Annotated in this window: 19 protein-coding genes; 13 read left to right on the plus strand and 6 right to left on the minus strand. The window is 37.3% G+C overall.

What is annotated here, in order from left to right; translation table 11 throughout:
- The first annotated feature begins 65 nt into the window (after positions 1-65).
- Positions 66-725 carry a response regulator gene (locus tag HX004_RS01720; protein ID WP_286440596.1) on the plus strand — a complete coding sequence of 220 codons (660 nt, stop codon included), beginning with the start codon at positions 66-68 and terminating at the stop codon, positions 723-725.
- Positions 726-761: 36 nt separating this feature from the next.
- Here the strand turns inward: HX004_RS01720 and acnA are convergent, their stop codons facing one another.
- Positions 762-3,494, minus strand: coding sequence for an aconitate hydratase AcnA (gene acnA, locus HX004_RS01725; RefSeq protein WP_286440597.1), 2,733 nt, complete (start codon positions 3,492-3,494; stop codon positions 762-764).
- Positions 3,495-3,655: 161 nt separating this feature from the next.
- On the opposite strand from acnA, the gene HX004_RS01730 reads away from it, so the two are divergent.
- The gene (locus tag HX004_RS01730) at positions 3,656-5,074 is read left to right on the plus strand and encodes an MBL fold metallo-hydrolase (RefSeq protein WP_286440598.1); all 1,419 of its coding nucleotides are present in this window, start codon (positions 3,656-3,658) and stop codon (positions 5,072-5,074) included.
- A 109-nt stretch (positions 5,075-5,183) separates the two neighbouring features.
- Here HX004_RS01730 and HX004_RS01735 read toward each other — a convergent pair whose 3' ends face one another.
- From HX004_RS01735 to HX004_RS01745, 3 genes are all read right to left on the minus strand, one after another.
- Positions 5,184-5,792: an alpha-ketoglutarate-dependent dioxygenase AlkB family protein gene (locus tag HX004_RS01735; protein WP_286440599.1), complete on the minus strand. Its 609-nt coding sequence runs from the start codon at positions 5,790-5,792 to the stop codon at positions 5,184-5,186.
- Complete coding sequence (locus HX004_RS01740; protein WP_286440600.1) at positions 5,779-6,654, minus strand: methylated-DNA--[protein]-cysteine S-methyltransferase; 876 nt, start codon at positions 6,652-6,654, stop codon at positions 5,779-5,781. The genes HX004_RS01735 and HX004_RS01740 overlap by 14 nt, the downstream gene beginning before the upstream one ends.
- 157 nt (positions 6,655-6,811) lie before the next feature.
- Complete coding sequence (locus tag HX004_RS01745; protein ID WP_286440601.1) at positions 6,812-8,338, minus strand: GNAT family N-acetyltransferase; 1,527 nt, start codon at positions 8,336-8,338, stop codon at positions 6,812-6,814.
- Positions 8,339-8,472: 134 nt separating this feature from the next.
- On the opposite strand from HX004_RS01745, the gene HX004_RS01750 reads away from it, so the two are divergent.
- From HX004_RS01750 to HX004_RS01790, 9 genes are all read left to right on the plus strand, one after another.
- Positions 8,473-8,796, plus strand: a complete 324-nt coding sequence (locus tag HX004_RS01750) for a single-stranded DNA-binding protein (protein WP_286440602.1) — start codon at positions 8,473-8,475, stop codon at positions 8,794-8,796.
- Between the two features lie 96 nt (positions 8,797-8,892).
- Positions 8,893-9,594 carry a response regulator transcription factor gene (locus HX004_RS01755; protein ID WP_286440603.1) on the plus strand — a complete coding sequence of 234 codons (702 nt, stop codon included), beginning with the start codon at positions 8,893-8,895 and terminating at the stop codon, positions 9,592-9,594.
- On the plus strand, positions 9,584-10,942 hold the full coding sequence (locus tag HX004_RS01760; protein ID WP_286440604.1) for a sensor histidine kinase: 1,359 nt from the start codon (positions 9,584-9,586) through the stop codon (positions 10,940-10,942). The genes HX004_RS01755 and HX004_RS01760 overlap by 11 nt, the downstream gene beginning before the upstream one ends.
- Positions 10,943-11,170: 228 nt before the next feature.
- Positions 11,171-11,866 (plus strand): MgtC/SapB family protein, encoded by a 696-nt coding sequence (locus HX004_RS01765; protein WP_286440605.1) that lies wholly within the window; start codon positions 11,171-11,173, stop codon positions 11,864-11,866.
- Between the two features lie 19 nt (positions 11,867-11,885).
- A complete protein-coding gene (gene mgtE / locus HX004_RS01770; protein WP_286440606.1) occupies positions 11,886-13,283 on the plus strand; it encodes a magnesium transporter in 1,398 nt (465 codons plus the stop codon).
- 199 nt (positions 13,284-13,482) lie between these two features.
- Positions 13,483-14,598: an efflux RND transporter periplasmic adaptor subunit gene (locus HX004_RS01775; protein ID WP_286440607.1), complete on the plus strand. Its 1,116-nt coding sequence runs from the start codon at positions 13,483-13,485 to the stop codon at positions 14,596-14,598.
- A gap of 23 nt (positions 14,599-14,621) precedes the next feature.
- The gene (locus HX004_RS01780) at positions 14,622-17,735 is read left to right on the plus strand and encodes an efflux RND transporter permease subunit (RefSeq protein WP_286440608.1); all 3,114 of its coding nucleotides are present in this window, start codon (positions 14,622-14,624) and stop codon (positions 17,733-17,735) included.
- 49 nt (positions 17,736-17,784) lie between these two features.
- Positions 17,785-19,041 carry a TolC family protein gene (locus HX004_RS01785; protein ID WP_286440609.1) on the plus strand — a complete coding sequence of 419 codons (1,257 nt, stop codon included), beginning with the start codon at positions 17,785-17,787 and terminating at the stop codon, positions 19,039-19,041.
- Between the two features lie 10 nt (positions 19,042-19,051).
- Positions 19,052-19,753: an outer membrane beta-barrel protein gene (locus HX004_RS01790; RefSeq protein ID WP_286440610.1), complete on the plus strand. Its 702-nt coding sequence runs from the start codon at positions 19,052-19,054 to the stop codon at positions 19,751-19,753.
- 154 nt (positions 19,754-19,907) lie between these two features.
- On the opposite strand, the gene HX004_RS01795 is transcribed toward HX004_RS01790, so the two are convergent.
- On the minus strand, positions 19,908-20,594 hold the full coding sequence (locus HX004_RS01795; RefSeq protein ID WP_286440611.1) for an HAD family hydrolase: 687 nt from the start codon (positions 20,592-20,594) through the stop codon (positions 19,908-19,910).
- A gap of 71 nt (positions 20,595-20,665) precedes the next feature.
- Positions 20,666-21,226: a Crp/Fnr family transcriptional regulator gene (locus HX004_RS01800; RefSeq protein WP_286440612.1), complete on the minus strand. Its 561-nt coding sequence runs from the start codon at positions 21,224-21,226 to the stop codon at positions 20,666-20,668.
- A gap of 302 nt (positions 21,227-21,528) precedes the next feature.
- Here HX004_RS01800 and pafA point away from each other — a divergent pair, with 302 nt between their 5' ends.
- On the plus strand, positions 21,529-23,175 hold the full coding sequence (pafA, locus tag HX004_RS01805) for an alkaline phosphatase PafA (RefSeq protein ID WP_286440613.1): 1,647 nt from the start codon (positions 21,529-21,531) through the stop codon (positions 23,173-23,175).
- Between the two features lie 114 nt (positions 23,176-23,289).
- Complete coding sequence (locus HX004_RS01810; RefSeq protein ID WP_286440614.1) at positions 23,290-26,214, plus strand: M16 family metallopeptidase; 2,925 nt, start codon at positions 23,290-23,292, stop codon at positions 26,212-26,214.
- The last annotated feature ends 163 nt before the right edge of the window (positions 26,215-26,377 follow it).

Consider the following 26,377-nt stretch of genomic DNA (forward strand, 5'->3'; position numbering starts at 1 on the left):
AGGAAAGAAGTAGAGCGTATAGCTGGTTGAAGGAAACGTAATTTTAAGATAGTAAAGTTTGTTGTATGAAGAAAATTTTGTTAGTAGATGATCATCCTTTAATTTTAGAGGGATATCGCATGGCTTTGATGAGCGATAGTGAATTTGTACAAACTTTTGTTTTGGAGAAAGCATTTGACTGTACAGAGGCAAAACAGAAAATAGATCAAGCCATCGTTGACAAAGCCCCTTTTGATCTCGCCTTAGTTGATTTTTCTTTACCTAAAGGTGATGAATCTACATGGGAGGATGGAGGCGATATTGTTCGCTACATCAAAAAAGAAATGCCTACTTGTAAAACAATTACTATCACGGGACATACAGAAGTCTTAACCATTTACGATATCGTAAAGAATATTCGACCAACGAGTATCATTGGGAAAAATGAAATCACTCCTCAAGTTTTAATTGATTTGGTTCGCGTGATTTTCTCTGGAGAAAACTACCAAAGTCCATTGGTCAAAAAATGTCTAGAAGCTATGATTTGCAAAGAAGTGATGTATGACGATTACAATCGCGCTATATTATTGTTACTAGCCAAAGGACATAAATTGATTGATTTGGAACATTATGTGCCTCTGTCAGCACCAACGATTAAAAAGCGCATTGCCAAAATGAAAGCTTCGTTTGGTGTACCTGATTCGGCCACTCTTGTGCAAGAAGCAATTAAATTAGGATTTGTATAAAAAAGAGGCTGTTCAATAAGAACAGCCTCTTTTTGCTTATTGTTTCAAGAACTCTCTCAATACATATTGAAGAATTCCGTCATTTTTATAGTATTCGATTTCAATAAGTGAGTCGAATCGCGCAAGCGCTTGGAATTTAATCGTTTGATTAGATTCATTGGTTGCTAGTACTTCTACTACTTTATGAGGAGTTAGATTTTCGGCTAATCCTGTGATCGTATAGGTTTCTCTTCCTGTTAATCCTAAACTTTCCGCCGATTGGTTGGGTAAGAATTGCAATGGAGCAATCCCCATTCCGATTAAGTTACTGCGGTGGATACGTTCAAAGCTTTCTGCGATAACAGCTTTAATACCTAATAAGTAAGCACCTTTAGCTGCCCAATCTCGAGAAGAACCACTTCCGTATTCTTTTCCGGCTAATACAATAAGCGGTGTATCCGTTTCTTTGTACTTCATTGCTGTGTCATAGACCGTCAATGATTCATTCGTAGGGAAGTACGTACTATATCCTCCTTCACGTTGTGCTACTTTATTTTTAATACGCACATTGGCAAAAGTTCCTCTCATCATCACTTCGTGATTTCCACGTCTAGACCCGTATGAGTTAAAGTCTTCCGGTTTAACACCTTGGGATAATAGGTATTTCCCTGCTGCTGATTCTTCATTGAAAGAACCTGCAGGCGAAATATGATCTGTCGTTACAGAATCACCCAAATAAAGTAAAACTCTGGCGGCATTAATATCCGCTAAGGGTTTAGGTTCTTTTGGAAGATGTTCAAAGAAAGGTGCATGGCGAATATAGGTTGAGGCTGGATTCCATTGGAAACTTGCCCCAGTTGGTACTTGAAGGTTTTTCCAGTTTTCTTCTCCTTCAAAAATCTGATCGTAAACTTCTTTAAAATCTTCTCTTTTTAAAGAGTCGTTGATCACGGCTCTAATCTCTTCATGGGTAGGCCAAATATCTCTTAAATACACAGGTTCTCCATTGGGATCATAATCCAAAGGATCCGTCATTAAGTTAATGTCAACACGTCCTACTAATGCATATGCCACAACAAGCATTGGAGACATTAAGAAGTTCATCTTTACTTGAGGATGAACCCTAGCCTCGAAGTTTCTATTTCCCGATAATACAGAAGCAACGACTAAATCACCTTGTGTAACGGCTTCAGCGATAGGAGCAGGTAAAGGCCCACTGTTTCCTATACAAGAAGTACAACCATAACCGACAGTGTGAAAACGCAGAGCTTCTAAATCTTCCGATAGTCCTGAACGGTCTAAGTAATGAGTCACTACCTTAGAACCTGGCGCTAAACTCGTTTTAACCCATGATTTTGTGCGCAATCCACGTTGAATCGCTTTTCTTGCAACAAGTCCAGCTCCAATCATAACTTCGGGATTGGAGGTATTGGTACAACTGGTAATGGCAGCAAGTACAATGCTACCGTCACTCAATACATATTCTTTGTTTTTTTGTTTGATGCGAACGGCGCGCATATTTTCTTTGACTACTTCAGTCGGTTGACTCGTATGAGATTCGGCTTGTTTATAGACAAACTCTGTTCCAGAACCCCCTTCTGATAACCAAGCCGATTCACGTCTGTCTTTTACTGCTACATAGGCGCGGTTGTATTCTTCTTCTAATAAAGAAGAAAAGGTTTTATCTAAATCTCTAACTAAGATTTTATCTTGTGGGCGTTTTGGTCCTGAAACGGTAGGTTCTAAAGTATTTAAATCCAATTCTACCACAGCAGAATAGGTGATGTTTTCTTTACCTGTACGCCATAAAAGATTCTCTTTGCAATATTCTTCAACCAATTGAACGTGATCTTCCTCGCGATTGGTTTGACGCATATAGTGCAACGTTTGATTGTCGATTGGGAAGTAGGTAACCGTACAACCGAATTCAGGTGACATATTGGAAATCGTCGCGCGATCTGTAACGGATAAATGGTCTAATCCATCGCCAAAAACCTCAACAAATTTACCTACAACCCCTTGTTTACGCAGGATTTTTGTAATGGATAATACCATATCCGTAGCTGTAGCTCCTTCTGGTATTTTTCCAGTCAATTTGAGTCCAACAACTTCAGGACAGGTAAAGTAAATCGGCTGACCTAACATGGCGGCTTCAGCTTCAATTCCTCCAACACCCCAAGCAATGACACCAATTCCATTGACCATTGGCGTATGAGAATCCGTGCCGACTAAAGTGTCTGGGAATAACCATCCATCCCTGTTAATGACTCCTTTTGCGAGATATTCTAAGTTTACTTGATGACAGATACCCATTCCAGGAGGAACAACGGTAAACCCTTTTAATTCTTGTTGGGCCCATTTGAGTAATTCATAACGCTCTGCGTTGCGTTCATACTCTTTGGTTACATTTTCTTTATAAGCGTAATCGGTTCCAAAATAATCCACTTGCACCGAGTGGTCAATCACCAAATCAACGGGAATAGCAGGAGTGATTTTTTCTCCATTCTTTCCTTGACGCACATATTCTGCACGCAAAGAGGCTAAATCTACAACACCAGGAACCCCTGTGAAATCCTGCATCAATACACGTGCTGGTTTAAAAGGAATGTCTTTGTCTGTAGGTTGAGGTTGCCAATTGACTAACGTATCGATGTGCTCATCTGTAATAGCAAATCCGTCGTGATTTCGCAACACGTTCTCCAATAGAATACGAATTGAAAAAGGCAAACGATGGATGTCTTTGCCCTCCTCTTGTAGCTTTTTAAGCGAGGCTATTTTGTAATTTCTCATAATTGTTAGTTTTTCCCAATTTACAAAAAATTAATGGATTCTAAGTGTGGAAAAAGACAAGTTAATCTTAAAATAAATCTAAAATGAATGAAAGATTCATGATAATTGTCATTTTTAAACCCTTGAGGATGAATTACTTTTACTTTATTAAATCACAAATCATGAAAATCGAACAAATTTATACAGGATGTATAGCACATGCTGCTTACTATCTCTCTAGCCAAGGAGAAGCAGCTATTTTTGACCCGCTACGCGATGTACAACCCTATATCGATCGAGCCATACAAGACAATGCCTCCATAACGTATGTTTTTGAAACGCATTTTCACGCTGACTTTGTTAGTGGACATTTGGATTTGATGCAGAAAACGGGCGCTAAAATCGTATTTGGTCCTACAGCATCTCCTAATTACGAAGCAATTATTGCAACAGACAATCAAATCTTCCACGTAGGTGGAGTAAAAATACAAGTGTTACACACTCCAGGGCATACGATGGAAAGTAGTACCTACCTAATTTTTGATGAGGAAGGAGAGCCTCACGCAATTATTACAGGCGATACGTTATTTATCGGCGATGTAGGACGACCTGATTTGGTGCAATTAGTCAAATCCGAACTAACACAAGAAAAATTAGCCCGACATTTATATCAGTCTTTGCGTCATAAAATTATGCCCTTGCCCGATCATTTGATTGTATATCCAAATCACGGAGCAGGAAGTGCTTGTGGTAAAAATATGAGTAAGGAAACAACAGATACGTTGGGCAATCAGAAAAAAACCAATTATGCACTCCGTGCTGATATGTCGGAAGATGAATTTGTGGAAGAGTTATTAACAGGGTTAGCAACACCTCCTCAATATTTTCCGAAAAATGTTTTGCTGAATATTGGTGGGTATGAACAATTAGATGACGTATTGGATCGCGCCTATAAGCCATTGACCTTAGCTATGTTTGATGAAATGCTTGCTACTGGAGAGGTTTTTCTACTCGATACGCGCGCGCCTCAAGCGTTCGCTGAAGGCTATATTCCCAAAAGCATCAATATTGGGTTGAATGGACCTTTTGCGGTATGGGTAGGCGAGTTGATTAAGGATATTCAACAACCACTTGTATTAATTACAGAACCAGGAAAAGAAGAAGAAAGCATGATTCGCTTGTCTCGTGTGGGATATGATCATACCGTGGGATTCTTGGAAGGAGGAATAGAGACGTGGACATCAGCAAATAGACCGTTGTATACCATTCCACGCTTGGAAGCACATCAATTGGATAGCTACGTTAAAAGTGAGAATCCCGTACTCTTAGATGTGAGAAAAGAAAACGAATACAAAGCAGAGCATTTAGTGGATTCGGTATTCATATCATTGAATACCTTAGAAGAAAAAATAGATACGCTTGATAAAGAAAAAACACAGGTTGTATATTGTGCAGGGGGATATCGCAGTATGATTGCTGCCTCTATGCTACGTGCACAAGGATTTCTGAAAGTAGTGGATGTTGTCGGGGGCTTTCAAGCCATTGCGCCCATAACTGCCTTAGATAAAACAGCCTTTGTTTGCCCTACATCTTTATTATAAGGTAATAATTCAGTTGTTTATACATGCTAGTATTTTATCCATACAGATACTAGGATAGTTATTATGTTTTTAGTTTAAGACAGCTCTCTGTGTTTGGGAGCTGTTTTTTTTATTCTTCTATGGTGCGAAACGTCAAGTTTATTCTAGGATGCTGAACTACTTTGGTTGGAGGTAAACGATGGAACCAAAAGGTTTGAGTTTCGTCTTTCATAACCAAAAGCTGACCGCTTTCTAAGGTAAATGTTACTTTCTCACCCGTATCTTTGTGTTTAAATAAAAATTTGCGTGTGGCTCCTAAACTCAAAGAGGCAATTGCTCCATTTTTCTTTAAATCTTTTTCGCCATCACTGTGCCAAGCCATTCCTTCACTGCCGTCGTGATAAAGATTGAGCAAACAAGAATTGTAGGTTTCTCCCGTTGCCTTTTCAATGCATTTTTTTAACTCCAATAACTCTGGTGTCCAGGGTAGGGCCAATTTGGTTACTTTGGAATACGTATATTGAAAGGGTTGTGAGCCATACCAAGCCACTTTACGTTTGGTAATTACCTTTTTGCCAAAGATGATCGCCTCGTCATTTTTCCATGCAATATGGTGTAGTAGATGGTCGAAGTAAAAGGCCGCTTCCTCTGATGTTAATACATAACCATGGAAATGAACCGTTCCCTGATAGGGTAGGTAGTTGCGTAGCAACTCGGGGGAAGAGTTAAATAAATCCATTGGTATCTTGTTTATCGGTTTCACTTGCACCATATATTCGAGCACCTTCCCATCCAATAATCGCCGTTTTACGCGTAGCTCCCCACATATAATTACCAAAGACCCCAGAAGATTGAATCACGCGATGACAAGGGATTAAAAAGGCAATGGGGTTACTTCCAATGGCTGTCCCTACTGCCCTTGATGCTTTGGGATTGTCTATTGCTTGAGCAATTGCTCCATAGGTAGTTAATTCTCCCATGGGAATCGCCAATAGGCTCTGCCAAACTTTAAGTTGAAATTCTGTTCCCTTTAAATGCAATTTAATCTGACTCAAATCGGGTTGTCTGCTTTGAAAAATTTGCAAAGCCTGCATTTGCAATGGATCTGTTTGCGCTTGAAAGGTTGCTTGAGGAAATTTGGATTGGAGTTGTTGTAGGGCTATATCTTCATCTGTAATGAATACAAGATGGCAAATGCCTTTCGCTGTGGAAGCAATCAATAATGGACCAAAAAAGCTGGAAGCAAAACTGTAATTGATATGGAGTTGTTGTCCTCCATTTTGATATTCTGCAGGAGTCATTCCCTCTAAGGTAATAAACAAATCATGCAATCGACTGGTGCTAGATAAACCCGTTTCATAGGTTGTGTCAAACAAGGTGGCTTGTTGTTCTTTTAAAAGCCATTTTGCATATTCCAAACTTGTAAATTGCAAGAATTTCTTCGGACTTGTACCTGCCCATTCTGTAAATAAACGTTGAAAATGTGCTGGACTTAAATGCAAGGCATTTGCTACTTCCTCTAAACGAGGTTGTCGCTTAAAGTGGGTCTGAATATACTCAATCGCTTCCGCTATACGGGTATAGTTTACTGATTCTTCCATAAAGTCATGAGTTAGATTTTATACAGCTGTATTAACAGTTAACAAATATCAACCTATTTCATCAGGTATAAAATCCGAAATATGCTAATTTTTGACGCAAATTACAACGTAAAAAAGCCTGAGTCAGACCCAGGCTTTTATCGATATAAAAATGAAGTTAGTTCTTTTTCTGTAGATTGTATAAATCTAAACGTCTATCTTTCATAATGCGCACACTTCCGTGTTCGTGTAATTCTTTTAATAGATCAAGGTTGACGTCAACGATTAAGGTCATTTCCGTATTGGGTGTTGCTTCAGCTTTGACTCCATTGGTTGGAAAAGCAAAATCTGAAGGAGTAAATACAGCCGCTTGGGCAAACTGAATATCCATGTTATTTACTTTTGGTAAGTTACCCACACAGCCAGCAATCGCTACATAGCACTCATTTTCAATGGCACGAGCGGCAGCACAATTGCGAACGCGGGTATATCCATTCTGAGTATCGGTAAGGAAAGGAACAAAGAGAATTTCCATTCCTTCTTCTGCAAGTAAGCGCGGAAGCTCTGGGAATTCTACATCATAACAAACGATAATTCCAATTTTTCCACAATCCGTATCAAAGGTTTGGATAGCAGAACCTCCTTGCATTCCCCAATAGTGAACCTCATTCGGGGTAATGTGAATCTTCGAATACATTTCATAGGTACCGTCTCGTTTGCAAAGGAAACCAACATTGTATAAGGTACCATCTATCATATAGGGCATACTACCGGATATAATATTGATGTTATATGAAATAGCAAACTCTTGGAATCGCTTGCGAATAGGTGTTGTATAACGGGCCAATTCTCGAATTGAATCCGCCTCTGACAAGTGGTTGTACGCCGCCATTAAAGGAGCTGTAAACAACTCGGGAAACATGGCAAAGTCACTTTCATAATCAGAAACCGCATTGATGAAAAACTCTGCTTGGTCAAAAAATTCTTCTAAGTCATTAAATGGACGCATTTGCCATTGGATGAGTCCCAAGCGAACCACACTCTTTTTGGTGTTGATGAGCTGTACATCTTTTTCGTAATAGATGTTGTTCCACTCCAATAATACAGCGTAATCTTTTGATTCTTTATCTCCATCCAAATAATTGCGCATCAAGCGAACCATGTGGAAATCATTCGACATTTGGAAGGACATCACAGGGTCGTTAATTTCTTTGGCCCTCACTTTCTCTAAGTATTGCTTTGGAGTCAGTTCATGAGCATATTTAGCGTATTTAGGAATTCTCCCCGCAAATACAATGGATTTCAAGTTCAGTTGTTCACATAGTTCCTTACGTGCATCATATAGACGACGACCTAAGCGTAAACCTCTGTATTTTGGGTGTATGAAAACGTCTATTCCGTATAGAACATTCCCTTTGGGATTGTGTGTGCTAAAGGAAGAATGACCCGTAATCTGATCGTAATTATGGGTTGACATGGCTTTCTTCTCATCAATGATAATAGAAAGCGCGGATCCTACAACAATATCATCCACCAAAACGACCAACTGTCCTTCGGGGAAAATACTCAGTAGGTTCTCTATTTCACTTTTGTTCCAATAGGGGTCTTCCATACCCGTATAGGATTCAAGCATTGAATTTTTAAGCTCCAAGTAGTCATCGAGTTGGAGATTGCGAAGTTCAATCTTGTTAATTGTAGTATCCATGAATTTTTTATTGCAAATTACAAATAATACTTGTAATAAGTAAATATTTTAAAAGGTAAATGGGGATAACCCGTCGTGTTTGGTGTGTTTTTTGCTAAAAAAACTAATAGATAATTTATTAAAAAGCACATACTATGAGTTCACTACGAAACCGTGTTCAATTGATTGGACGAGCCGGACAGAATGCAGAGATTATTGTCTTTGGATCGGACAAAAAACGAGCTACTTTTTCCATTGCAGTTAATGAGTTTTACTACAATGACAAAGGAGAAAAAATTGAAAATGTACAATGGCACAATGTAGTTGCCTGGGGTAAATTAGCAGATATTGCCGAGAAATATGTGTTAAAAGGCAAAGAGGTTGCTATTGAAGGAAAACTTGTAAATCGCTCGTATGAAGACAAAGAGAGCAACAAGAGATACATCACGGAAATAGTGGTTTCAGAACTGCTATTCTAGTTGATGAAGAAAGGATTAAAAAGAAAAAGAGGTTGTTTATCGCATAAATAATCTCTTTTTTTACAAAAAGACTTATCTTGCTCAAGATTAATTAAAATGGATAATCTTTTGACTCAAATATTAGTAATAGAAGATGATACTCGCGTTGCAGAACTACTTCAACGCAGTTTGCAAGATCAGAATTTTACTGTAGATGTTGCTTATGATGGCTATATGGGAAAGAAGCTCGCCTTACAAAAAAAGTATCAGTTGATTATTACCGATGTCATCCTTCCTAAAATTAATGGTATCGATTTGTGTAAAGAACTCAAACAAACCTTGCCTAATACCCCCATTATTATGTTGACCGCCTTGGGGACAACGGATGATAAAGTGGAGGGATTTGACGCTGGAGCCGATGATTATTTAGTTAAACCTTTTGAATTAAGAGAACTTTATGTACGCATTCGCGCACTATTGAAGCGATTTGAAAATGCTACAGAAACAAGTAATCCCATTTTAAAATACGCCGATCTAGAAATTGACCTTCATCAGAAAAAATTCAAACGCGCAGGTCAAGAAATTCACTTGACTCCTAAAGAATTTAACTTGATGCAGTATATGATGGAAAATCCCGAACGCGTGTTGTCACGAGCAGAAATTTCTGAAAAAGTATGGGATACGCATTTTGATACGGGAACGAATTTTATTGATGTCTATATCAATTATCTGAGAAAGAAGATTGAACTTGATGTCAATAATAAATTAATTCATACCAAATCGGGTATGGGATTTATCCTGAAAAGCCATGAGAATTAAAACGCGACTTACCCTGTTGTTTACCTTATTGGTGGCCTCTATATTATTGGTGTTCGCCAGTGTAATTTATTGGTCTTCCTCCAAGAGCAGAGAAGTTGAATTTTATGAAGAACTAGAAAAAGAAGCCATCACAAAGGCTAAACTCTTTTTAGAAGCTCAAGTAAAACCGACAACCTTACACAAGATTTACCTCAACAATAGCGAAATTATCAACGAAGTGGAGGTAGCCGTTTACGATTATGATTTTCACTTGTTGTATCACGATGCAGAGGAAATTGATCGAGTGAAAGAGACCAAAGAAATGATAGGAAGTATCATTGAAAAGGGAAGCCTACACTATACACAAGAGGATTGGCAAGTTATTGGGATGAGGTATTCTTTTAACAATCAAGAGTATATTGTTACAGCCACAGCTTATGATGAATATGGATATACCAAATTGCAAAACCTATTTGTTACGATTGTCGTACTCGTAGTTATTTCGCTTTTGGTCATTTATTTTGTCGGATTGTTTTTTGCCGATAAGGTGTTGTTACCCATTAAGAAAATGAATGATGAGGTCAATCAAATTACGGCAATGAATCTAGATTTGCGTATTAGTACAGAAAAAAATAAAGATGAATTAGGCGCTTTGGCTAATACTTTTAACGAAATGTTGAATCGCTTAGAAAATTCTTTTGATTCTCAAAAACAATTTGTTTCTAATATTTCTCATGAATTGAGAACGCCTTTGGCCGCTATTATTGCAGAACTTGAATTAGCGCTGAGTAAGGAGCAAAATCAAGGGTACTATATTCAAACGATTCAAAACGCATTAAGCGATTCACAGAAGATCGTGCGTTTGTCCAATAGCTTGTTGGATTTCGCAAAAGCTAGTTATGACCCAACGGAAATTGTATTCAAGTCCATTCGCGTGGATGAGGTAATTTTAGACGCTTGTCAGAAATTGCAAAAGATGGATGCTTCTTATAAATTTAATTTTGTTATTGATGAGTCAATAACTAGTGAAGAGATGATGACTGTTAATGCCAACCCTTATCTTTTAGAAGTAGCTTTGGTTAATTTGCTAGAAAATGCCTGTAAGTTTTCGGAACAGAAGGCTTGTACAATTCAAGTGATGTATGAAGATTATCACTTGATTATCCAAGTCATTGATAAGGGAATTGGAATTGCACCTGAAGATTTGGAGTTTATTTTTGTACCTTTTTATCGAGGTAAAAATCAAAATTACAAAGAAGGTAATGGCATTGGTCTTCCATTAACCAACAAGATTATCAACCTACACAGAGGGAAGTTGAACGTGGAATCTCAAGTAGGAGAAGGAACCACGTTTACGATTCAACTTTAAATAGCAAAGCGCGTACTATAGAGTAGGCGCTTTTTCTTTTCTAATAGAATTCTAATTTTTTTCTAAAGGCTTTCTAATAGCCCTCAAGCCTCATAACTTCTACTTTTGTCCCATCAAAAAAAATAAATGATGGACACAGAATCCTTTCGTACAAAAGAATGTTAACTGTCCTGCTGCTTGTTTATAACGGAGTTTGTATGCATGAAGTAGGAGCAAAAAAATGAAGTTATGGCAATTACAGTATTTATTTTAAGATTATTACTTGCTTTTATATTAGGAGCGTTGATTGGTGCTGAGCGTCAAGTAAGACAAAAAAGTGCAGGATTGAGAACCAATACCTTGGTTTGTATTGGAGCAGCGGGATTTGTATTAATGTCGTATCAAATTGGAGGAACTGCTGTTGGGCGTGTGGCTTCTTATGTTGTAAGTGGAATTGGTTTTCTAGGAGCCGGTGTAATTATGAAGGATGGATTCAGCATCCGCGGTTTGAATACAGCAGCAACGATTTGGTGCTCAGCTTCCGTTGGCTCCATGTGTGGAGTAGGACTATGGCAAGAGGCAATTGCCATGACAATTCTAATTGTTGGAGCTCATTTATTGTTGCGTCCTATTGGAAATCTAATGAATAAAATGTCATTCGAAACAGAAAGCGACTCTTCGGAGGTACATTATGAAATCATTGTGGGATGCAAAGAGCAAGTGGAAAATGATATTCGCGTAATGGTGCTCAAGCACCTCAAAGCACAGAAAGAATTGCAAATGCGTTCACTTAAAAGTTCGGATAATGGAAACCCTGCTTTTTCCTATCTCAAATTTGAGGTGTACTGCATCGGACGCAAAGACGATATCTTAGAACAGATTACGCAAAAAGTATCTTTAGAATTTGGTGTATCTGAAGTTTCATGGGAGTTAACGACCTATTAATCTTTAAAAACGGAAAGTCATGAGAACAATGAAGTATGAACACAGCAGCTTACGCAAAATTGCAACAGATTTTCAAGGGCTAGATCAGATGATCAAAATGCTTCCTGTATTAAAGAAAATGCCGATTATCGATGTGAGTGAAGCATTGTCTTTGATGGACACAAAAGACTTATTTGTCATTTTACGCGAATTTCCATTGGAACACCAAGCAGAGATTTTTGCCGCTTTTCCCTTAGTGAAACAATTATCCGTTTTTCAGCAGTTGAGTATGAAGCGATTCGCTCGATTATTTGAACAGATGCCTTCAGAAGATCGCGCGGATTTATTTCAAATCTTAACGCAACAAGAACAAATTGATTTACTTCCCTTTTTGACCAAACAAGTGCGTGAAAACGTATTGGCTTTGAGTTCGTATCCTGAAGATACTGCAGGGGGAATTATGAGTACTGATTTTGCAACCGTATCGAAAGACATGACTTGCTTTGAAGCTATTTACAAAGTAAGACAAGATGCACCGTCTAAAAAGACGATCTATTATGTCTATGTGGTGAATGAAGATCAAACCTTATTGGGATTTATTACCTTAAAAGATTTAATTATTGCTGAACCTCATCAGTTGGTAGAAGAAGAACTACATCGGGATTTTGTTTTTGGCTATGTAGATGAAGAAAATGAAAAAGTAGCAGCCAAAATAGATAAATACGAATTGGTCGCTTTGCCGATTCTCAATCCTAAAAAACAACTGGTTGGTATTGTGACACATGATGATGCCTTGGATATTATCCAAGCAGAACATACGGAAGATATGCAAAAGTTCATGGGCGTGATGGGAAGTAGTGAAGATGCAGATTATGAGCAAACGTCTATTTTTGACCACTTTAAAAAACGAGTATTTTGGTTGGTGACTTTAGCAATTGTGGGATTGATTTCGGGATTAATTATTCACAATTTCGAAGGAGCCTTAGCTCAAATGGTCATCTTAGCACTGTATATGCCCATGGTAGCCGATGCAGGAGGAAATGCAGGAAGTCAATCTGCAACTGTTGTAGTACGGGCGATGGCACTGGGACAAATTACTGTAAAATCATGGATGAAAGTGTTGTGGAAAGAAGCAAGAATAGCCTTGATGTTGGCCTTGTGCTTGGGGTTGCTTGCCTTTGCTAAGGTCGTATGGCTAAGTTGGGAAACCGAATCTCCAGAGGCGTTTACTTTATGGACTATTGGTGCTGTGATTGCCATGGCTTTGTTTTTACAAGTTACTTTGTCTACCGTAATTGGAGCGGCTTTACCACTGTTAGTTAAGAAAATGGGCGCTGATCCTGCGGTAGTAGCTAGTCCTGCAATTCGAACAATTGTCAATATTATCGGATTGTTACTCTATTTTGGGCTAGCGGCATACATCTTTAATCTGACCTAATTCCAGCTGATAGATACACCTTACTAAAATAAAAAGAATGAAAAAATGGCGTTTTCGATGTGATTTAACTCCCTATGGGTAGTGGATAATTATTTTTATTGTTAAATAAACGTAATGTTTTATATTTATAATAAAAAATATAGTATAAAATTTCGTAAATTAAGAGAATATTATAAAGTAAAAATTAAAAACAATCATAATGGCAAAAAAAGTACAAATAGCAGGGGTGTTAGGCTTGAGTATCTTATTGAGTTTTTGCTCTGATAAAAAGGAACAAACCAGTGATGTCGCACAATATCAAGTGAATAATCAAGTCATTTCTTTAACGGAAAACTCAAACCTCAAAGGAAGAATTAAAGTCACAGAAGTAGCAGAAGAAGATTTTACCTTTGATTTAGTCACTGCGGGTTTAGTAAAAGCGATACCCAACCATTATGCGGAGATTGCTTCACCTTTCTCTGGAAGAATTGTCAAATCATTTGTCAAATTAGGTCAGAAAGTCGGAGTGAATCAACCTTTGTTTGAGGTTTCTTCTCCTGATTATTTCGAAGCACAAAAGGACTATTTCGATTCCAAACAAGAATATAAACAAGCGTCTTTGAATTTGAAACGACAAGCTGATTTGTTAGCGAATGGAGTTGGAGTTCGCCAAGAATATGAAGAAGCAGAAACAGAAAATTCTATTGCAAAAGCATCTTTTGACAACGCAACAGCAGCCATAAAGATTTACAATGTTCAACCTACGTCCCTTGTTTTAGGACAGCCTTTGATTGTGCGATCACCTATTGATGGAGAAGTATTGGAAAACAATATCGTTTTAGGACAATACATTAACGATGATGCAGATCCAGTAGTGAAAATTGCTTCGTTGAACAAAATTTGGATTGTAGGGAAAGTGAAAGAAAAAGACATTCAACACTTAACTAAATTAAATAAAGTACAAATTGAATTGGCGGCTTATCCTGGAGAACCACTCATGGGAACGATTTATCATGTCAATGAAATTGTCGATGAAGAGACGAGAAGCATTGATGTTTTAATTGAAGTGGATAACAACAAACGCATTTTAAAACCAGGAATGTATGTGAATGTAAGATTCATCGATCAGCCTGAAAAAGTAATCTTAGTGCCTTCACGCGCTGTATTACAAGGCGAAGACGATTCATTTGTCTTTATTGAAGTAGCTCCTAATGAATATATCCGCAAGAATGTGACGATTGGTGGGGTATCAGGCAATCAGACCGTTATTTTATCTGGCTTAGCAAAAGGAGATAAAGTAGTAAGTGAAGGAGGGATTTATTTACCTCAACTGTAGTAATCCAATAAAACAGCAAAAAAATGAAAAAATCAATAATAGACACAGCTATACACAAAAGATGGCTTGTTGCTGCTTTGTTTGGCTTACTGTGCATCTTCGGTTACTATTCATGGAAACAACTTTCTATTGAAGCTTATCCCGATATTGCCGATACAACCTCGCAGGTAGTTACACAAGTACCAGGTTTAGCAGCAGAGGAAATTGAATTGCAAATTACTATTCCGATTGAGCGTGCTTTAAACGGTATGCCAGGTATGCATGTGATGCGCAGTAATAGTACATTCGGACTGTCAATGATTACCCTTGTTTTTGAAGATGGGGTCGATGATTACTTCGCTCGTCAGCGTATTCAAGAACGTCTAAATGCAGTAGAGCTACCTTATGAAGCAGTGCCTGAATTAGACCCGTTAACCTCTCCTATTGGAGAAGTATATCGCTATATCATTGAAGGTGATGGTTACAGTTTACGCGAGTTAACCGATATTCAAAACTTTGTAATCATCCCGAAATTAAATCAGGTTTCAGGTGTAGCAGAAGTAACGAATTTTGGGGGAGTTACTACGCAATTTCAAATTGAATTAGACCCTCATAAATTAGAACAATACGATTTATCCCTAAGTGATGTAACAGAAACCATTGAAGAAAACAACGTGAATTCTGGTGGAAGTGTATTAACCCGTGGGGATTTAGGATATGTTGTTCGCGGTATTGGATTAGTCAAAGATTTAGAAGATCTAGGAAAGATTGTCGTAAAAGCAGATAATGGAATTCCAATCTTCTTGAAAGACTTAGGGCGTTTAAAATACGGAAATGTCGAGCGAAAAGGAGTTTTGGGCTATTCTGATAAAGACCGAAATTACTCCGACAGTATAGAAGGAATTGTCTTGCTCTTAAAAGGAGAAAATCCATCTGTAGTATTAGAGAAAATCCACCAATATGTAGATGAATTAAATAATGAATTATTGCCTGAGGGCGTTAAGATTCATACGTTCTTAGATCGTACGGATTTAGTAGATACGACCTTACATACTGTATCAACAACACTGATAGAAGGTATTAGTTTAGTTATCATCGTATTGATCGTTTTCTTAGGAAGTTGGAGAGGGGCTTTATTAGTAGCCATTACGATTCCTGTATCCTTGTTATTTGCATTTATCTTAATGCATTTTACCGATATTCCTGCTAATTTATTATCCTTAGGGGCGATTGACTTTGGTATTATAGTTGACGGAGCTATTGTAATGATGGAATCCATCCTCAAGAAGCGAGAGGATAATCCGAAGGAAGAACTAAAGGAAAAATCCATTGCTCAACGTACCAAAGAAGTGGCAAAACCTGTATTCTTTGCTACGATTATTATTATCACGGCTTATTTACCTCTTTTTGCTTTTGAACGTGTAGAAAAGAAATTGTTTACACCGATGGCTTTTACCGTTGGATTTGCCTTGTTAGGAGCTTTATTAGTTGCCTTGTTTTTGATTCCAGGATTGGCTTATGCGGTGTATAAAAAACCGAGAAAAATATACCACAATAAATGGTTAGAGAAACTAACAGGATTGTATCATAATCGAATCGAGAAGATAATGAAAAAGCCCAAACAAGTTTTCTTGCCTATTGTTATTGTTTTGGCTATTACCATTGGATTGACGGTAAAAGTGGGGAAAGACTTTTTACCTCCATTGGATGAAGGGTCTATTTGGTTACAGGTGACTTTACCTCCGGGGATTTCGCTTGAGAAATCGAAGGAAATGAGCGATACGTTGCGTGCGCGAACGATGAAATATGATGAGGTGACTTATGTGATGGTGCAAGCAGGAAGAAATGACGATGGGACGGATCCATTTACACCTTCTCACTTTGAATGTTCGATCGGTATTAAACCCTATAAAGAATGGCCAAGAGGAAAAACAAAAAATGATCTAATTGAAGAATTAGCTGCGGAATATGAATCTTTACCTGGATTTACGGTTGGATTTGCTCAGCCGATGATTGATGGGGTAATGGATAAAATTTCTGGAGCGCACAGTGAATTGGTAGTGAAAGTATATGGAGAAGATTTTCATGAAACTAGACGTATTGCCAATGAAGTTTTAGGTACATTAAAAACAGTAGATGGGGCAGTAGACTTGGCAATTGATCAAGAACCACCGCTACCACAATTACAGATTCACGCGAATCGTGATAAGATTGCGCAATATGGATTGAATGTAGCTGATGTAGCTGAATTAATTGAAGTAGCGATTGGAGGAAAGGCAATTTCTCAAATTTTTATTGGCAATAAAGTGTATGATATCAGTGCTCGTTATACAGAAGAAAGTAGAAATACACCGGAGAAAATTGCCAACCTGATGTTGACTTCAAGTACAGGTGCTAAAATTCCACTTTCACAAGTGGCAGATGTGAAAACCAGTACAGGAGAAAGTACAATTACACGTGAGATGAATAGACGTCATTTAACAGTCAAATTAAACGTGCGTAATCGAGATTTAGGTTCTCTATTAAAAGAAGCTCAACAAAAGATTGAAGAAAATATTACTTATGATCACAATAAGTTTCACATTGAGTGGGGAGGACAATTTGAAAACCAACACCGTGCGTATAACCGTTTGGCGATTATTGTTCCACTTACGTTGTGTTTGATGTTTGTTTTATTGTATGGAGCATTTGGTCAATTCAGACAAGCAGGTTTGTTAATGGTCGTTGTTCCCTTGGCATTATTTGGAGGAATGCTAGCACTTAATGTAAGAGGCATGTCGTTAAACGTATCTTCTGCAGTTGGATTTATCGCCTTGTTTGGTGTTGCGATTCAGAATGGGGTGATTATGATTTCTCACATCAATGATTTACGCAAAAAAGGCTATGCTTTATTAGAGGCTGTATTATTAGGTGCAGAACAGCGTTTTAGACCCGTATTGATGACAGCAACTGTAGCGATCTTGGGATTATTCCCAGCATCGATGGCAACGGGAATCGGTTCAGACGTTCAACGTCCATTAGCAACTGTAATTGTCTATGGATTGTTATTTGCTACAATTTTAACCCTTTTCGTATTACCTGCTTTGTATTATCTAGTAGAACGCAAATGGGGAAAAGACAGTGATTTTGTGAAAGTAGAAGAAACAGAAGAAAATTAGCATTGAGATGAATAGGTTTAAAAAATATATAAGTATAAGTGCTCTCGCTATGTTTTGTGGAGGTGCAATGTATGCTCAAAATGGGCATACAGAGCAATCCACAACAAAAAGCGACCTTACCTATAAGGAGTTTCTATCTAAAATGATAGCAAACAACTTGAGCTATGCCGCAGAAAAATACAATATCAATATAGCAGAAGCAGAAGTACAAGCAGCTAAGGCATTTCCAGATCCAGAATTGAGTTTTGGTTGGGCAGATAATCAGCAAAAACGCATGCAAATGGGGTATGGATTTGAGGCTGAATTGTCTTGGGATTTGGAATTAGGAGGAAAACGAAAAGCAAGAAAAAATTTAGCCCATGATCAAAAAGTGTTGGCTGAATTAGAATTGCAAGAGTTTTTCCATACGCTTCGTGCAGAATCTACAGTAGCTTTCTTGGAAGCTATGCAAAACAAGATGTTATATGATATTCAAAAAGATTCTTATACATCCATGTTACAGGTGGCTCAATCGGATAGTATTCGCTATTCTTTGGGGCAAATTAGCAAAGTAGATGCTATTCAGAGTAAACTCGAAGCAAAATCCATGTTGAATGATTTGCAAGATGCCGATGATACTTGGGAAAATAGCTTAATGGAAATTCGCAATATTATTAGTGCTCAAAGAGTAGACTCTGTTTATCTTCCCGTTGGAGATTTTAGTCAGTTCGTTCGCTTGTTTGCGTTGGAAGATTTAATTGTAACCGCACAGAACAATCGAGCCGATTATTTGGTGGCTCAACAAAACAAAGTGGTTGCAGGGCGTCAAGTGGCATTGGCAAGAGCTGAACGCGTGATCGATTTGGGATTAAATCTCGGCGTGGAAAACAATTCTTTTGTTAAAAATGCTGTTGCACCAACACCGGGAAATACAGTTGTAAAAGCGGGGATTTCAGTCCCTTTGAAATTCTCAAATCGACGCGATGCTGGATTAAAAACAGCCTTATATGAAGAGCGCCAGGCGGAGTTGGAATATGATAGGATAGAGTTAGAACTCGAAAAGGAAATTACACAAGCCTATCGAAATTACTTGACGAAACAGAAGCAAATTCAACGTTTTGAAAATGGAATGTTGGACGAAGCAAAGCAAGTATTTGAAGGAATTAAATACAGCTATCAACGAGGGGCAAGTAGTTTATTAGAAGTGTTAGATGCACAGCGCACCTATAACGAAACCCAACAAGCCTATGCAGAGACCTTGTTTGGTTATGCAGAATCGTTAGTAGAGCTAGAAAAAGCAGTTGGAATTTGGGATATTGATTTTTAAGAAGGACAGGATGAAACACATTATATTCAGTTTATTAGTATTAACTGGGTTTTCAATGAAAGCGCAGGACTTCAATGAAGATCTAAAAGGAAGAACTTCGTTTAGTGTAAAAGCAGGTTGGTTGCAATCCACCTTAAAAGGAGATGATGTACGTGATTTGGCGTTGGATGGCAAAGTAGATAAACGCAATAACTTTTTTGCAGGAGTCAGTGTAGATAACAGTATAGGAAGTTATTTTGGATTAAAACACGAATTGTACTATCAAAATTATGGAGCAGATTTCAAACGAGAATTAGACGATCATACGTTTAATGCGACGTTAGAAATGCACAGTTTGCGTCTGAATCCAATCAGTCCAACCTTTAAAGTAGGAGGGTTGCAAATTTACGCAGGGCCTTATATCAATATGTTGTTATACTCTTCGATTACATCTGTAGATGAAGATGGAAAAACCTATAAAGATCACGGAATTTTTGGTTCTACTGAAGACGATCAAGAAGATAGCAAATATTTGCAAAAGATGGATTACGGAATCACGGCAGGAATTGAATACCAATTTAAATTTGGTTTAATCCTAGGCGCACAATATACTCGAGGATTTGCCTCCATTTTTGATAATTCTAACACGTTTGGGGTAGAAGAAAATCAAGGAGCCAATGACCTGAAAATCTACAATCAGAATTTTGGTGTTTATGTAGGATACCGTTTTTAGGGGAGAATAAATTGCTTATGAAAGAGAAAAAGGAAACCGAAAGGTTTCCTTTTTTTTGTGTGTTGTGTGTTGTGTGTCGTATGTTGTGTGTTGTGAGAAATAGTGTCTCTTGGAACAAAACAACCCACGACAAACACCTCACCATCTCACCACCTCACAAAATCCCCTTAATCTCCGACAATTTCTTGATTGATTTGAAGTTATCATGTACAACGGCATGATCAATGTGCTCATGTAGCCATGTGGTGTGAAAAGGTACATGCACTGCATAACCTCCTAATTCCAAAACGGGTAATACATCTGAGCGCAGTGAATTGCCAATCATAATAAATTCCTCCGGCTGTACATCCAAGCGCTTGAGTAATTTCTCGTAATCGATTTTCTCCTTATCCGTCATCACTTCAATATGGTGAAAGTAAGGACCTAATCCCGATTTGTGTAATTTGCGATGCTGATCTTTTAAATCTCCTTTCGTTGCAACAACTAAGCGATATTTTGCTTGTAATTCTTGGAGAATAACTTCTACATCGTCTATCAATTCAACGGGCTTTGTCAATAATTCTTTTCCTATTTTGACAATCTTATCAATAATTCTCGGATTTAAAGTACCTTTTGAAATAATTTCTGCAGATTCAATCATGGAAAGGGTAAACCCTTTGATTCCGTAACCATAGAGAGGTAAATTATCTACTTGTGTTTTAAAGAGAATCTGAGAAATGCTTTGGTGGGTAAGATAGTCTTCCATCAAAATGCAGAATTGTTGTTCTGCTTCTCTGAAGAAAGGTTCATTAATCCAAAGTGTATCGTCAGCATCAAATGCGACAACTTTAATTTTATTCATGTTGTGTTGTTATAGGAGCCTAAAGGTAAGTAAAGATTTAAGCTCAAGAACCAAGATTAGGCTAATTTTAGCTAAACATCCTTGCGAATGCGACTCAAGCTCACTTGAGTAATCCCTAAATAGGAGGCAATGTGTTTTAAGGGAACACGTTGAATAATCGTAGGATAGTTCGTGATTAAATCTTTATAACGTTCTGTGGCAGAGAGCAAATCTCGAGAGATAATGCGTTTCTCTACGCGCATTAATTCTTTTTCAGCCAATTTTCGTCCAAAGTTAGCAATGTGAATATCCGTGAGATAATAGGCACTGAGTTCATGAAAATTGACTTGATAGAGTTCACAATCAACGAGAAGTTCAATGCTTTCATAACTTTTTCTACTTTCTACATAGTTGTTCATGGATAAAATTGTACTGCCTTCCTCCCCAAACCAAAAAGTAATTTCTCCCTCTTCATGAGATGAAAAGGCGCGAACTACCCCTTGCTTGATGAAGTAAATATTGTGCTCAATGCGATCGGCTTCAAGTAAAATTTGTCCTTTGGGCAGGTGTAATTCACTGCATAAACTCTTTAGAGCAGTCAATGAGGGCTCTGGTAGAGGATAAATAGCTGATAGAATTTGTTCAATATCCATGATAAAAGGAATGAAATTGATGGGTTTAGAAGTTACAAAGATAGGAATTCTCAAAGAAAGGCAAGAACGGAATGATAAAGAGGGTAAAGAATAAAATTTTTAATTTATCGGGCTTATTATTGATATTTAATACTGAGATAATATGAAATTAGGGCAAATAGCCTTTATTTGTCAAAATGAAATTTTTAGGTAGTTGAATATGCTAACAAACTTTATGATGGGAGATGTTTTCTATGTAGAATGTCTTTAATAGCTTTGTTAAACCTTATTAAATACTTAATTAACACCCAAATAAAGAAAAAATGAATATTAAGTCAACGGTAATTACAGCCATGTGCTGCTTGTTTTCATTTGCGGTTCTAGCAAGTGAAAAATTAGAAAAACCAAAATTAGTGGTGGGTCTTGTAGTTGATCAAATGCGCTGGGATTATTTATATCGTTATTATGACCGATATAGTGATCATGGATTTAAACGTTTATTAAACGAAGGATTCTCTAGTGAAAATACTTTAATTGATTATGTGCCAACGTATACCGCTATTGGACATAGTACGATTTATACTGGTAGTGTGCCAGCTATACACGGTATTGCGGGAAATGACTTTATTATCCAAGCAACAGGACAAAATATGTATTGTACGCAAGATGATAGTGTGCAAGCCGTTGGTGGTGAAGGAAAAGTAGGACAACAATCCCCAAAGAACTTATTGGTTTCTACGATTACCGATCAATTGAAATTGGCAACAAATTTCCAATCGAAAGTTATTGGAATTGCGATTAAAGATAGAGGAGGTATTCTTCCTGCAGGACATTTTGCCAATGCTGCTTATTGGTTAGATGGAAAAACAGGAGATTGGATTAGCAGTACTTATTATATGACGGATTTACCGAAATGGGTAAAGGGATTCAATAAAGAGAAACTTGTAGATGCTTATTATAAACAAGGTTGGAACACATTATATCCCATTGATACGTATAAATTAAGTACGACAGATGATAATGCATATGAAGAAACGTTTAAGGGAGAAAAGAAACCAATCTTTCCACGTGATTTAGTGAAGCTAAAGAAAGAAAATGGATACGAATTAATTAAGAGTACACCTCAAGGGAATACGTTGACATTGGATTTTGCCAAACGCGCCATTGAAAGTGAACAATTAGGAAATAATCCTTTGAATGTAACAGATTTCTTAGCCGTAAGTTTATCATCAACAGATTATATCGGACATCAATTTGCGATTAATTCTATCGAAATAGAAGATACGTATTTGCGTTTAGATCGTGACATTGCTGATTTCTTGACCTATTTAGATCAAACAGTTGGGAAAGGAAATTATACGTTATTTTTAAGTGCGGATCACGGTGCAGCTCATAATCCTAAATTTTTCGCCGATCAAAAAGGAAATTCAGGTTACTTTGATACAAAGGTTATTCGCAAAGAATTAAATGAGCAATTGGCCAGCAAATTTGGTGTGGCAGATTTAATCAAAAGCTTAGCTAATTACCAAGTACATTTGAATTATGAGGTGATTGAAAAAAATGATGTAGAGGAAGAGGAGGTAATTGCAGCAGCAATCAAATGGTTGAAGAAAGTGGATGGAGTGGCTTTTGTCGTGGACATGAATGAAGCGGCAGAATCATCAGTACCCCAAATACTAAGAGAACGCATCATTAATGGATACAACTACAAACGCAGTGGATCGATTCAAATTATTTTGGAGCCACAGTGGTTTAGTGGATCGAAAGATGGAAAAGGAACGACACATGGAAGTTGGAATTCGTATGATGCTCATATTCCTGCTGTATTCTTGGGATGGGGAGTAAAACCAGGAAAAACGACTCGTCAAACGCATATGACAGATATCGCACCGACAATTGCACAAATCTTGAAAATTGAGTTCCCGAATGGAAATATTGGAACGCCAATTCGAGAAGCAATCGAGGAATAAAAAAAGAAAACGTCTTTAGTTAATAACTAGAGACGTTTTCTTTTTTTAGCTAATGTAATTTTTGTGGGACAAAATGAGAATTATGTTTAGCTTTGAACCTACAAATAACTATTTATGAAAAAAAGATATTTATTGTTTGGTTTTATATTTTCAATGAGCAGTGTATTGCATGCTCAATATAAAACACTTACAAAAACAGACGCCAACGGATTTACATATGAATATGTAGAAAATGACCCTGCAAAAGCTAGAATTTATACGTTGAATAACGGATTAAAGGTTTATTTAGCACAAAATCACGATGAACCGAGAATTCAAACGTATATTCCTGTGCGTACAGGTTCTAATAATGACCCAGAAGACAATACCGGTTTAGCACATTACTTAGAACATATGTTGTTCAAGGGAACTTCTAAATTGGGAACAGTAAACTGGGAAGTGGAACAAGCGTTGATTAAGAAAATCTCTGACTTGTATGAACAACATAAAAATGAGACGAATCCAGAAAAGAAAAAAGCAATCTATAAAAAGATTGACGAAATCTCTAAGGAAGCCTCTCAATATGCAGTGGCTAATGAGTATGATAAATCAGTAGCTTCTATTGGTGCAACGGGAACGAATGCACATACCTGGTTTGATGAGACGGTATATAAAAACGTAATTCCTTCTAATGAATTAGAAAAATTCTTAATCATTGAACAAGAGCGTTTTTCTCAGCTAGTATTGCGTTTATTCCACACAGAATTAGAAGCAGTATACGAGGAGTTTAACCGCGGTCAGGATAACGATTTCTGGGCATCACATGAAAAAATGATGGCGTTGTTGTTTCCTACAACACACTATGGAACACAAACGACAATTGGTACTTCAGAACACTTGAAGAATCCATCAATGGTAGCGATTCACAACTACTTCGATCAATACTATGTACCGAATAATATTGCAGTTGTTTTAGTTGGAGATATCCAATTTGACGAGACGATTCAAATGGTAAACAAGTATTTTGGTACCATGAAAAAAGGAGTTCAACCCAAAGAATATGTAGCGGTAGAACAACCAATCCAAGGTATTAAGTCAGCGGAAGTATTTAGCCCACAGGCAGAACGCGTAGAGATGGGCTTCCGTTTAGGTGGAGCAAAAACACAAGATGCTTTGTATGTAACGATGATTGACATGTTGTTGAGCAATGGTCAAGCAGGTTTGATTGACTTAGATATCAACCAGAAACAAAAAGCATTGTACGCAGGTAGTTCACCGATGATCATGAAAGATTATTCGGTTCACCAATTAACAGGGATGCCAAATGAAGGACAAACCTTAGAAGAGGTGAGAGACATCATGTTAGAGCAAATCGAAAAAATCAAAAAAGGAGAATTTGACGAGTGGTTGTTACAAGCAGTAATCAATGAATTGAGAAAGAATTCAATGAAAGCGCTAGAAGATAACGACGCAATGGCTTCTGAGATGTATCAAGCGTTTATTCAAGGTAGAAGTTGGGAAGAAGCAGTGAGTGAAATCGATCGCATGGAGAAAATTACCAAAGCAGATATTATGCGTTTCGCTAACGAAAACTACAAAGACAACTATGCTATTGTATACAAACGTCAAGGAGAAAACAAAGATTTAGTTCGCGTTGAAAACCCTGGAATTACACCTATTGATTTAAATAGAGATAGTGAATCGGAGTTTTATAAAGCGTTGAATCAAGTGGCGGTTAAAGATATTCAACCTGAATTTGTTGATTTCAATAAGGCGTTGAAAAGAGAAAAAATTGGCAAAATCAAAACAACGTTATATAGCATTGACAATGTAACAAATGATTTAGCAACGGTTACGTATATCACACCAGTAGGATCGGATCACGATAAAAAACTAAGCTTAGCTTTAGAGTATTTAGATTATATCGGAACCAATACATACTCACCTGCAGATATCCGCAAGGAATTCTATAAATTAGGAGTAGATTATTCCCTGAATACGGGTACGGATAAATCGTATATCACAATCTCAGGATTAAAAGAAAATATCCCAGCGGGAATTAAATTATTAGAGCATTTAGTAACAGATGCAAAAGCTGATCAAGAGTCGTACGATAATTTGGTAGACCAGATCTTGAAATCTCGTTTTGATGCAAAATCTAGTAAAGGTGGTATCCAACGTGCGTTGAATAGCTATATTGTTTCAGGAAATCAATTGAGCAGATTCAAAGATATCTTGAGTGAAGGAGATTTAAAAGCAATCAAACCAACAGAATTAGTAGGTTTATTACACAAATTCTTTGACTATAACCAAGAAGTATTCTATTACGGAAATGATTTGGCAACAGTGAAAAAAGCAATTGTAGCGAATCACAACTTAGGGAAAGGAAAAGTAACACCAGTGAAGAAAGTATATGCAGAACCAATGACAGACGGTACGGTTTATTTCGCACCTTATGACATGGTACAAGCAGAAATTTCATACCGCGGTAGAGAATCTCAATTCAACAAAGATCTATTGGCAACTTCAAGTGTATTCAATAGCTATTTTGGTGGTGGAATGGCTTCTGTTGTTTTCCAAGAGATTAGAGAATCCAAATCATTAGCGTATTCTGCTTATGCTTACTATGCGAATGCTGGAAAATTAGACAAGTACAACTACGTAATGGCGTATGTAGGTACACAGGCAAACAAATTACCACAAGCTGTTGATGCGATGATGGACTTAATGAATGATATGCCTCAAGCACAAAATCAGTTTGAAAATGCGAAAAATTCAGCTTTGAAAAACATCGCAACCCAACGTTATACAAAAGCGCAAATTTTCTATTACTGGTTGAGCTTACAAGAAAGAGGAATCAATTATGACATCAACAAAGATATTTACAAGCAAACGCAAGACATGCAAATGACTGATTTAGTAAATTTCTTTAATCAACATGTAAAAGGAAAAACGTTTAACGTAGGTCTTTTAGGTAAGAAAGAAAACTTAGATTGGGAAGCCGTTAAAAAATTCGGTACCATCAAAGAGTTAACTTTAGAAGATTTATTCGGATATTAATAAAAAAAGCCAACTTTTTAGTTGGCTTTTTTATTGGAAAGAGGAGAGGGGAAAGAGGAGAGCAGTGAAGATATCAAACACAAAGGGCTTGCATTTGCAAGCCCTTTGTGTTTGATATTGGAGTGAAGAAAGAAGTTTCGAAATAAATACTAGCTCAGTGAGA

It is taken from the genome of Myroides sp. 1354 (genome assembly GCF_030324495.1).
Lineage (GTDB): Bacteria > Bacteroidota > Bacteroidia > Flavobacteriales > Flavobacteriaceae > Flavobacterium.

What these genes read in the sequence shown, in the direction of transcription:
- HX004_RS01720 (WP_286440596.1), top strand. Translation starts at nt 66, where the DNA reads ATGAAGAAAATTTTGTTAGTAGATGATCATCCTTTAATTTTAGAGGGA.
- acnA (WP_286440597.1), bottom strand. Translation starts at nt 3,494, where the DNA reads ATGAGAAATTACAAAATAGCCTCGCTTAAAAAGCTACAAGAGGAGGGC.
- HX004_RS01730 (WP_286440598.1), top strand. Translation starts at nt 3,656, where the DNA reads ATGAAAATCGAACAAATTTATACAGGATGTATAGCACATGCTGCTTAC.
- HX004_RS01735 (WP_286440599.1), bottom strand. Translation starts at nt 5,792, where the DNA reads ATGGATTTATTTAACTCTTCCCCCGAGTTGCTACGCAACTACCTACCC.
- HX004_RS01740 (WP_286440600.1), bottom strand. Translation starts at nt 6,654, where the DNA reads ATGGAAGAATCAGTAAACTATACCCGTATAGCGGAAGCGATTGAGTAT.
- HX004_RS01745 (WP_286440601.1), bottom strand. Translation starts at nt 8,338, where the DNA reads ATGGATACTACAATTAACAAGATTGAACTTCGCAATCTCCAACTCGAT.
- HX004_RS01750 (WP_286440602.1), top strand. Translation starts at nt 8,473, where the DNA reads ATGAGTTCACTACGAAACCGTGTTCAATTGATTGGACGAGCCGGACAG.
- HX004_RS01755 (WP_286440603.1), top strand. Translation starts at nt 8,893, where the DNA reads ATGGATAATCTTTTGACTCAAATATTAGTAATAGAAGATGATACTCGC.
- HX004_RS01760 (WP_286440604.1), top strand. Translation starts at nt 9,584, where the DNA reads ATGAGAATTAAAACGCGACTTACCCTGTTGTTTACCTTATTGGTGGCC.
- HX004_RS01765 (WP_286440605.1), top strand. Translation starts at nt 11,171, where the DNA reads ATGGCAATTACAGTATTTATTTTAAGATTATTACTTGCTTTTATATTA.
- mgtE (WP_286440606.1), top strand. Translation starts at nt 11,886, where the DNA reads ATGAGAACAATGAAGTATGAACACAGCAGCTTACGCAAAATTGCAACA.
- HX004_RS01775 (WP_286440607.1), top strand. Translation starts at nt 13,483, where the DNA reads ATGGCAAAAAAAGTACAAATAGCAGGGGTGTTAGGCTTGAGTATCTTA.
- HX004_RS01780 (WP_286440608.1), top strand. Translation starts at nt 14,622, where the DNA reads ATGAAAAAATCAATAATAGACACAGCTATACACAAAAGATGGCTTGTT.
- HX004_RS01785 (WP_286440609.1), top strand. Translation starts at nt 17,785, where the DNA reads ATGTTTTGTGGAGGTGCAATGTATGCTCAAAATGGGCATACAGAGCAA.
- HX004_RS01790 (WP_286440610.1), top strand. Translation starts at nt 19,052, where the DNA reads ATGAAACACATTATATTCAGTTTATTAGTATTAACTGGGTTTTCAATG.
- HX004_RS01795 (WP_286440611.1), bottom strand. Translation starts at nt 20,594, where the DNA reads ATGAATAAAATTAAAGTTGTCGCATTTGATGCTGACGATACACTTTGG.
- HX004_RS01800 (WP_286440612.1), bottom strand. Translation starts at nt 21,226, where the DNA reads ATGGATATTGAACAAATTCTATCAGCTATTTATCCTCTACCAGAGCCC.
- pafA (WP_286440613.1), top strand. Translation starts at nt 21,529, where the DNA reads ATGAATATTAAGTCAACGGTAATTACAGCCATGTGCTGCTTGTTTTCA.
- HX004_RS01810 (WP_286440614.1), top strand. Translation starts at nt 23,290, where the DNA reads ATGAAAAAAAGATATTTATTGTTTGGTTTTATATTTTCAATGAGCAGT.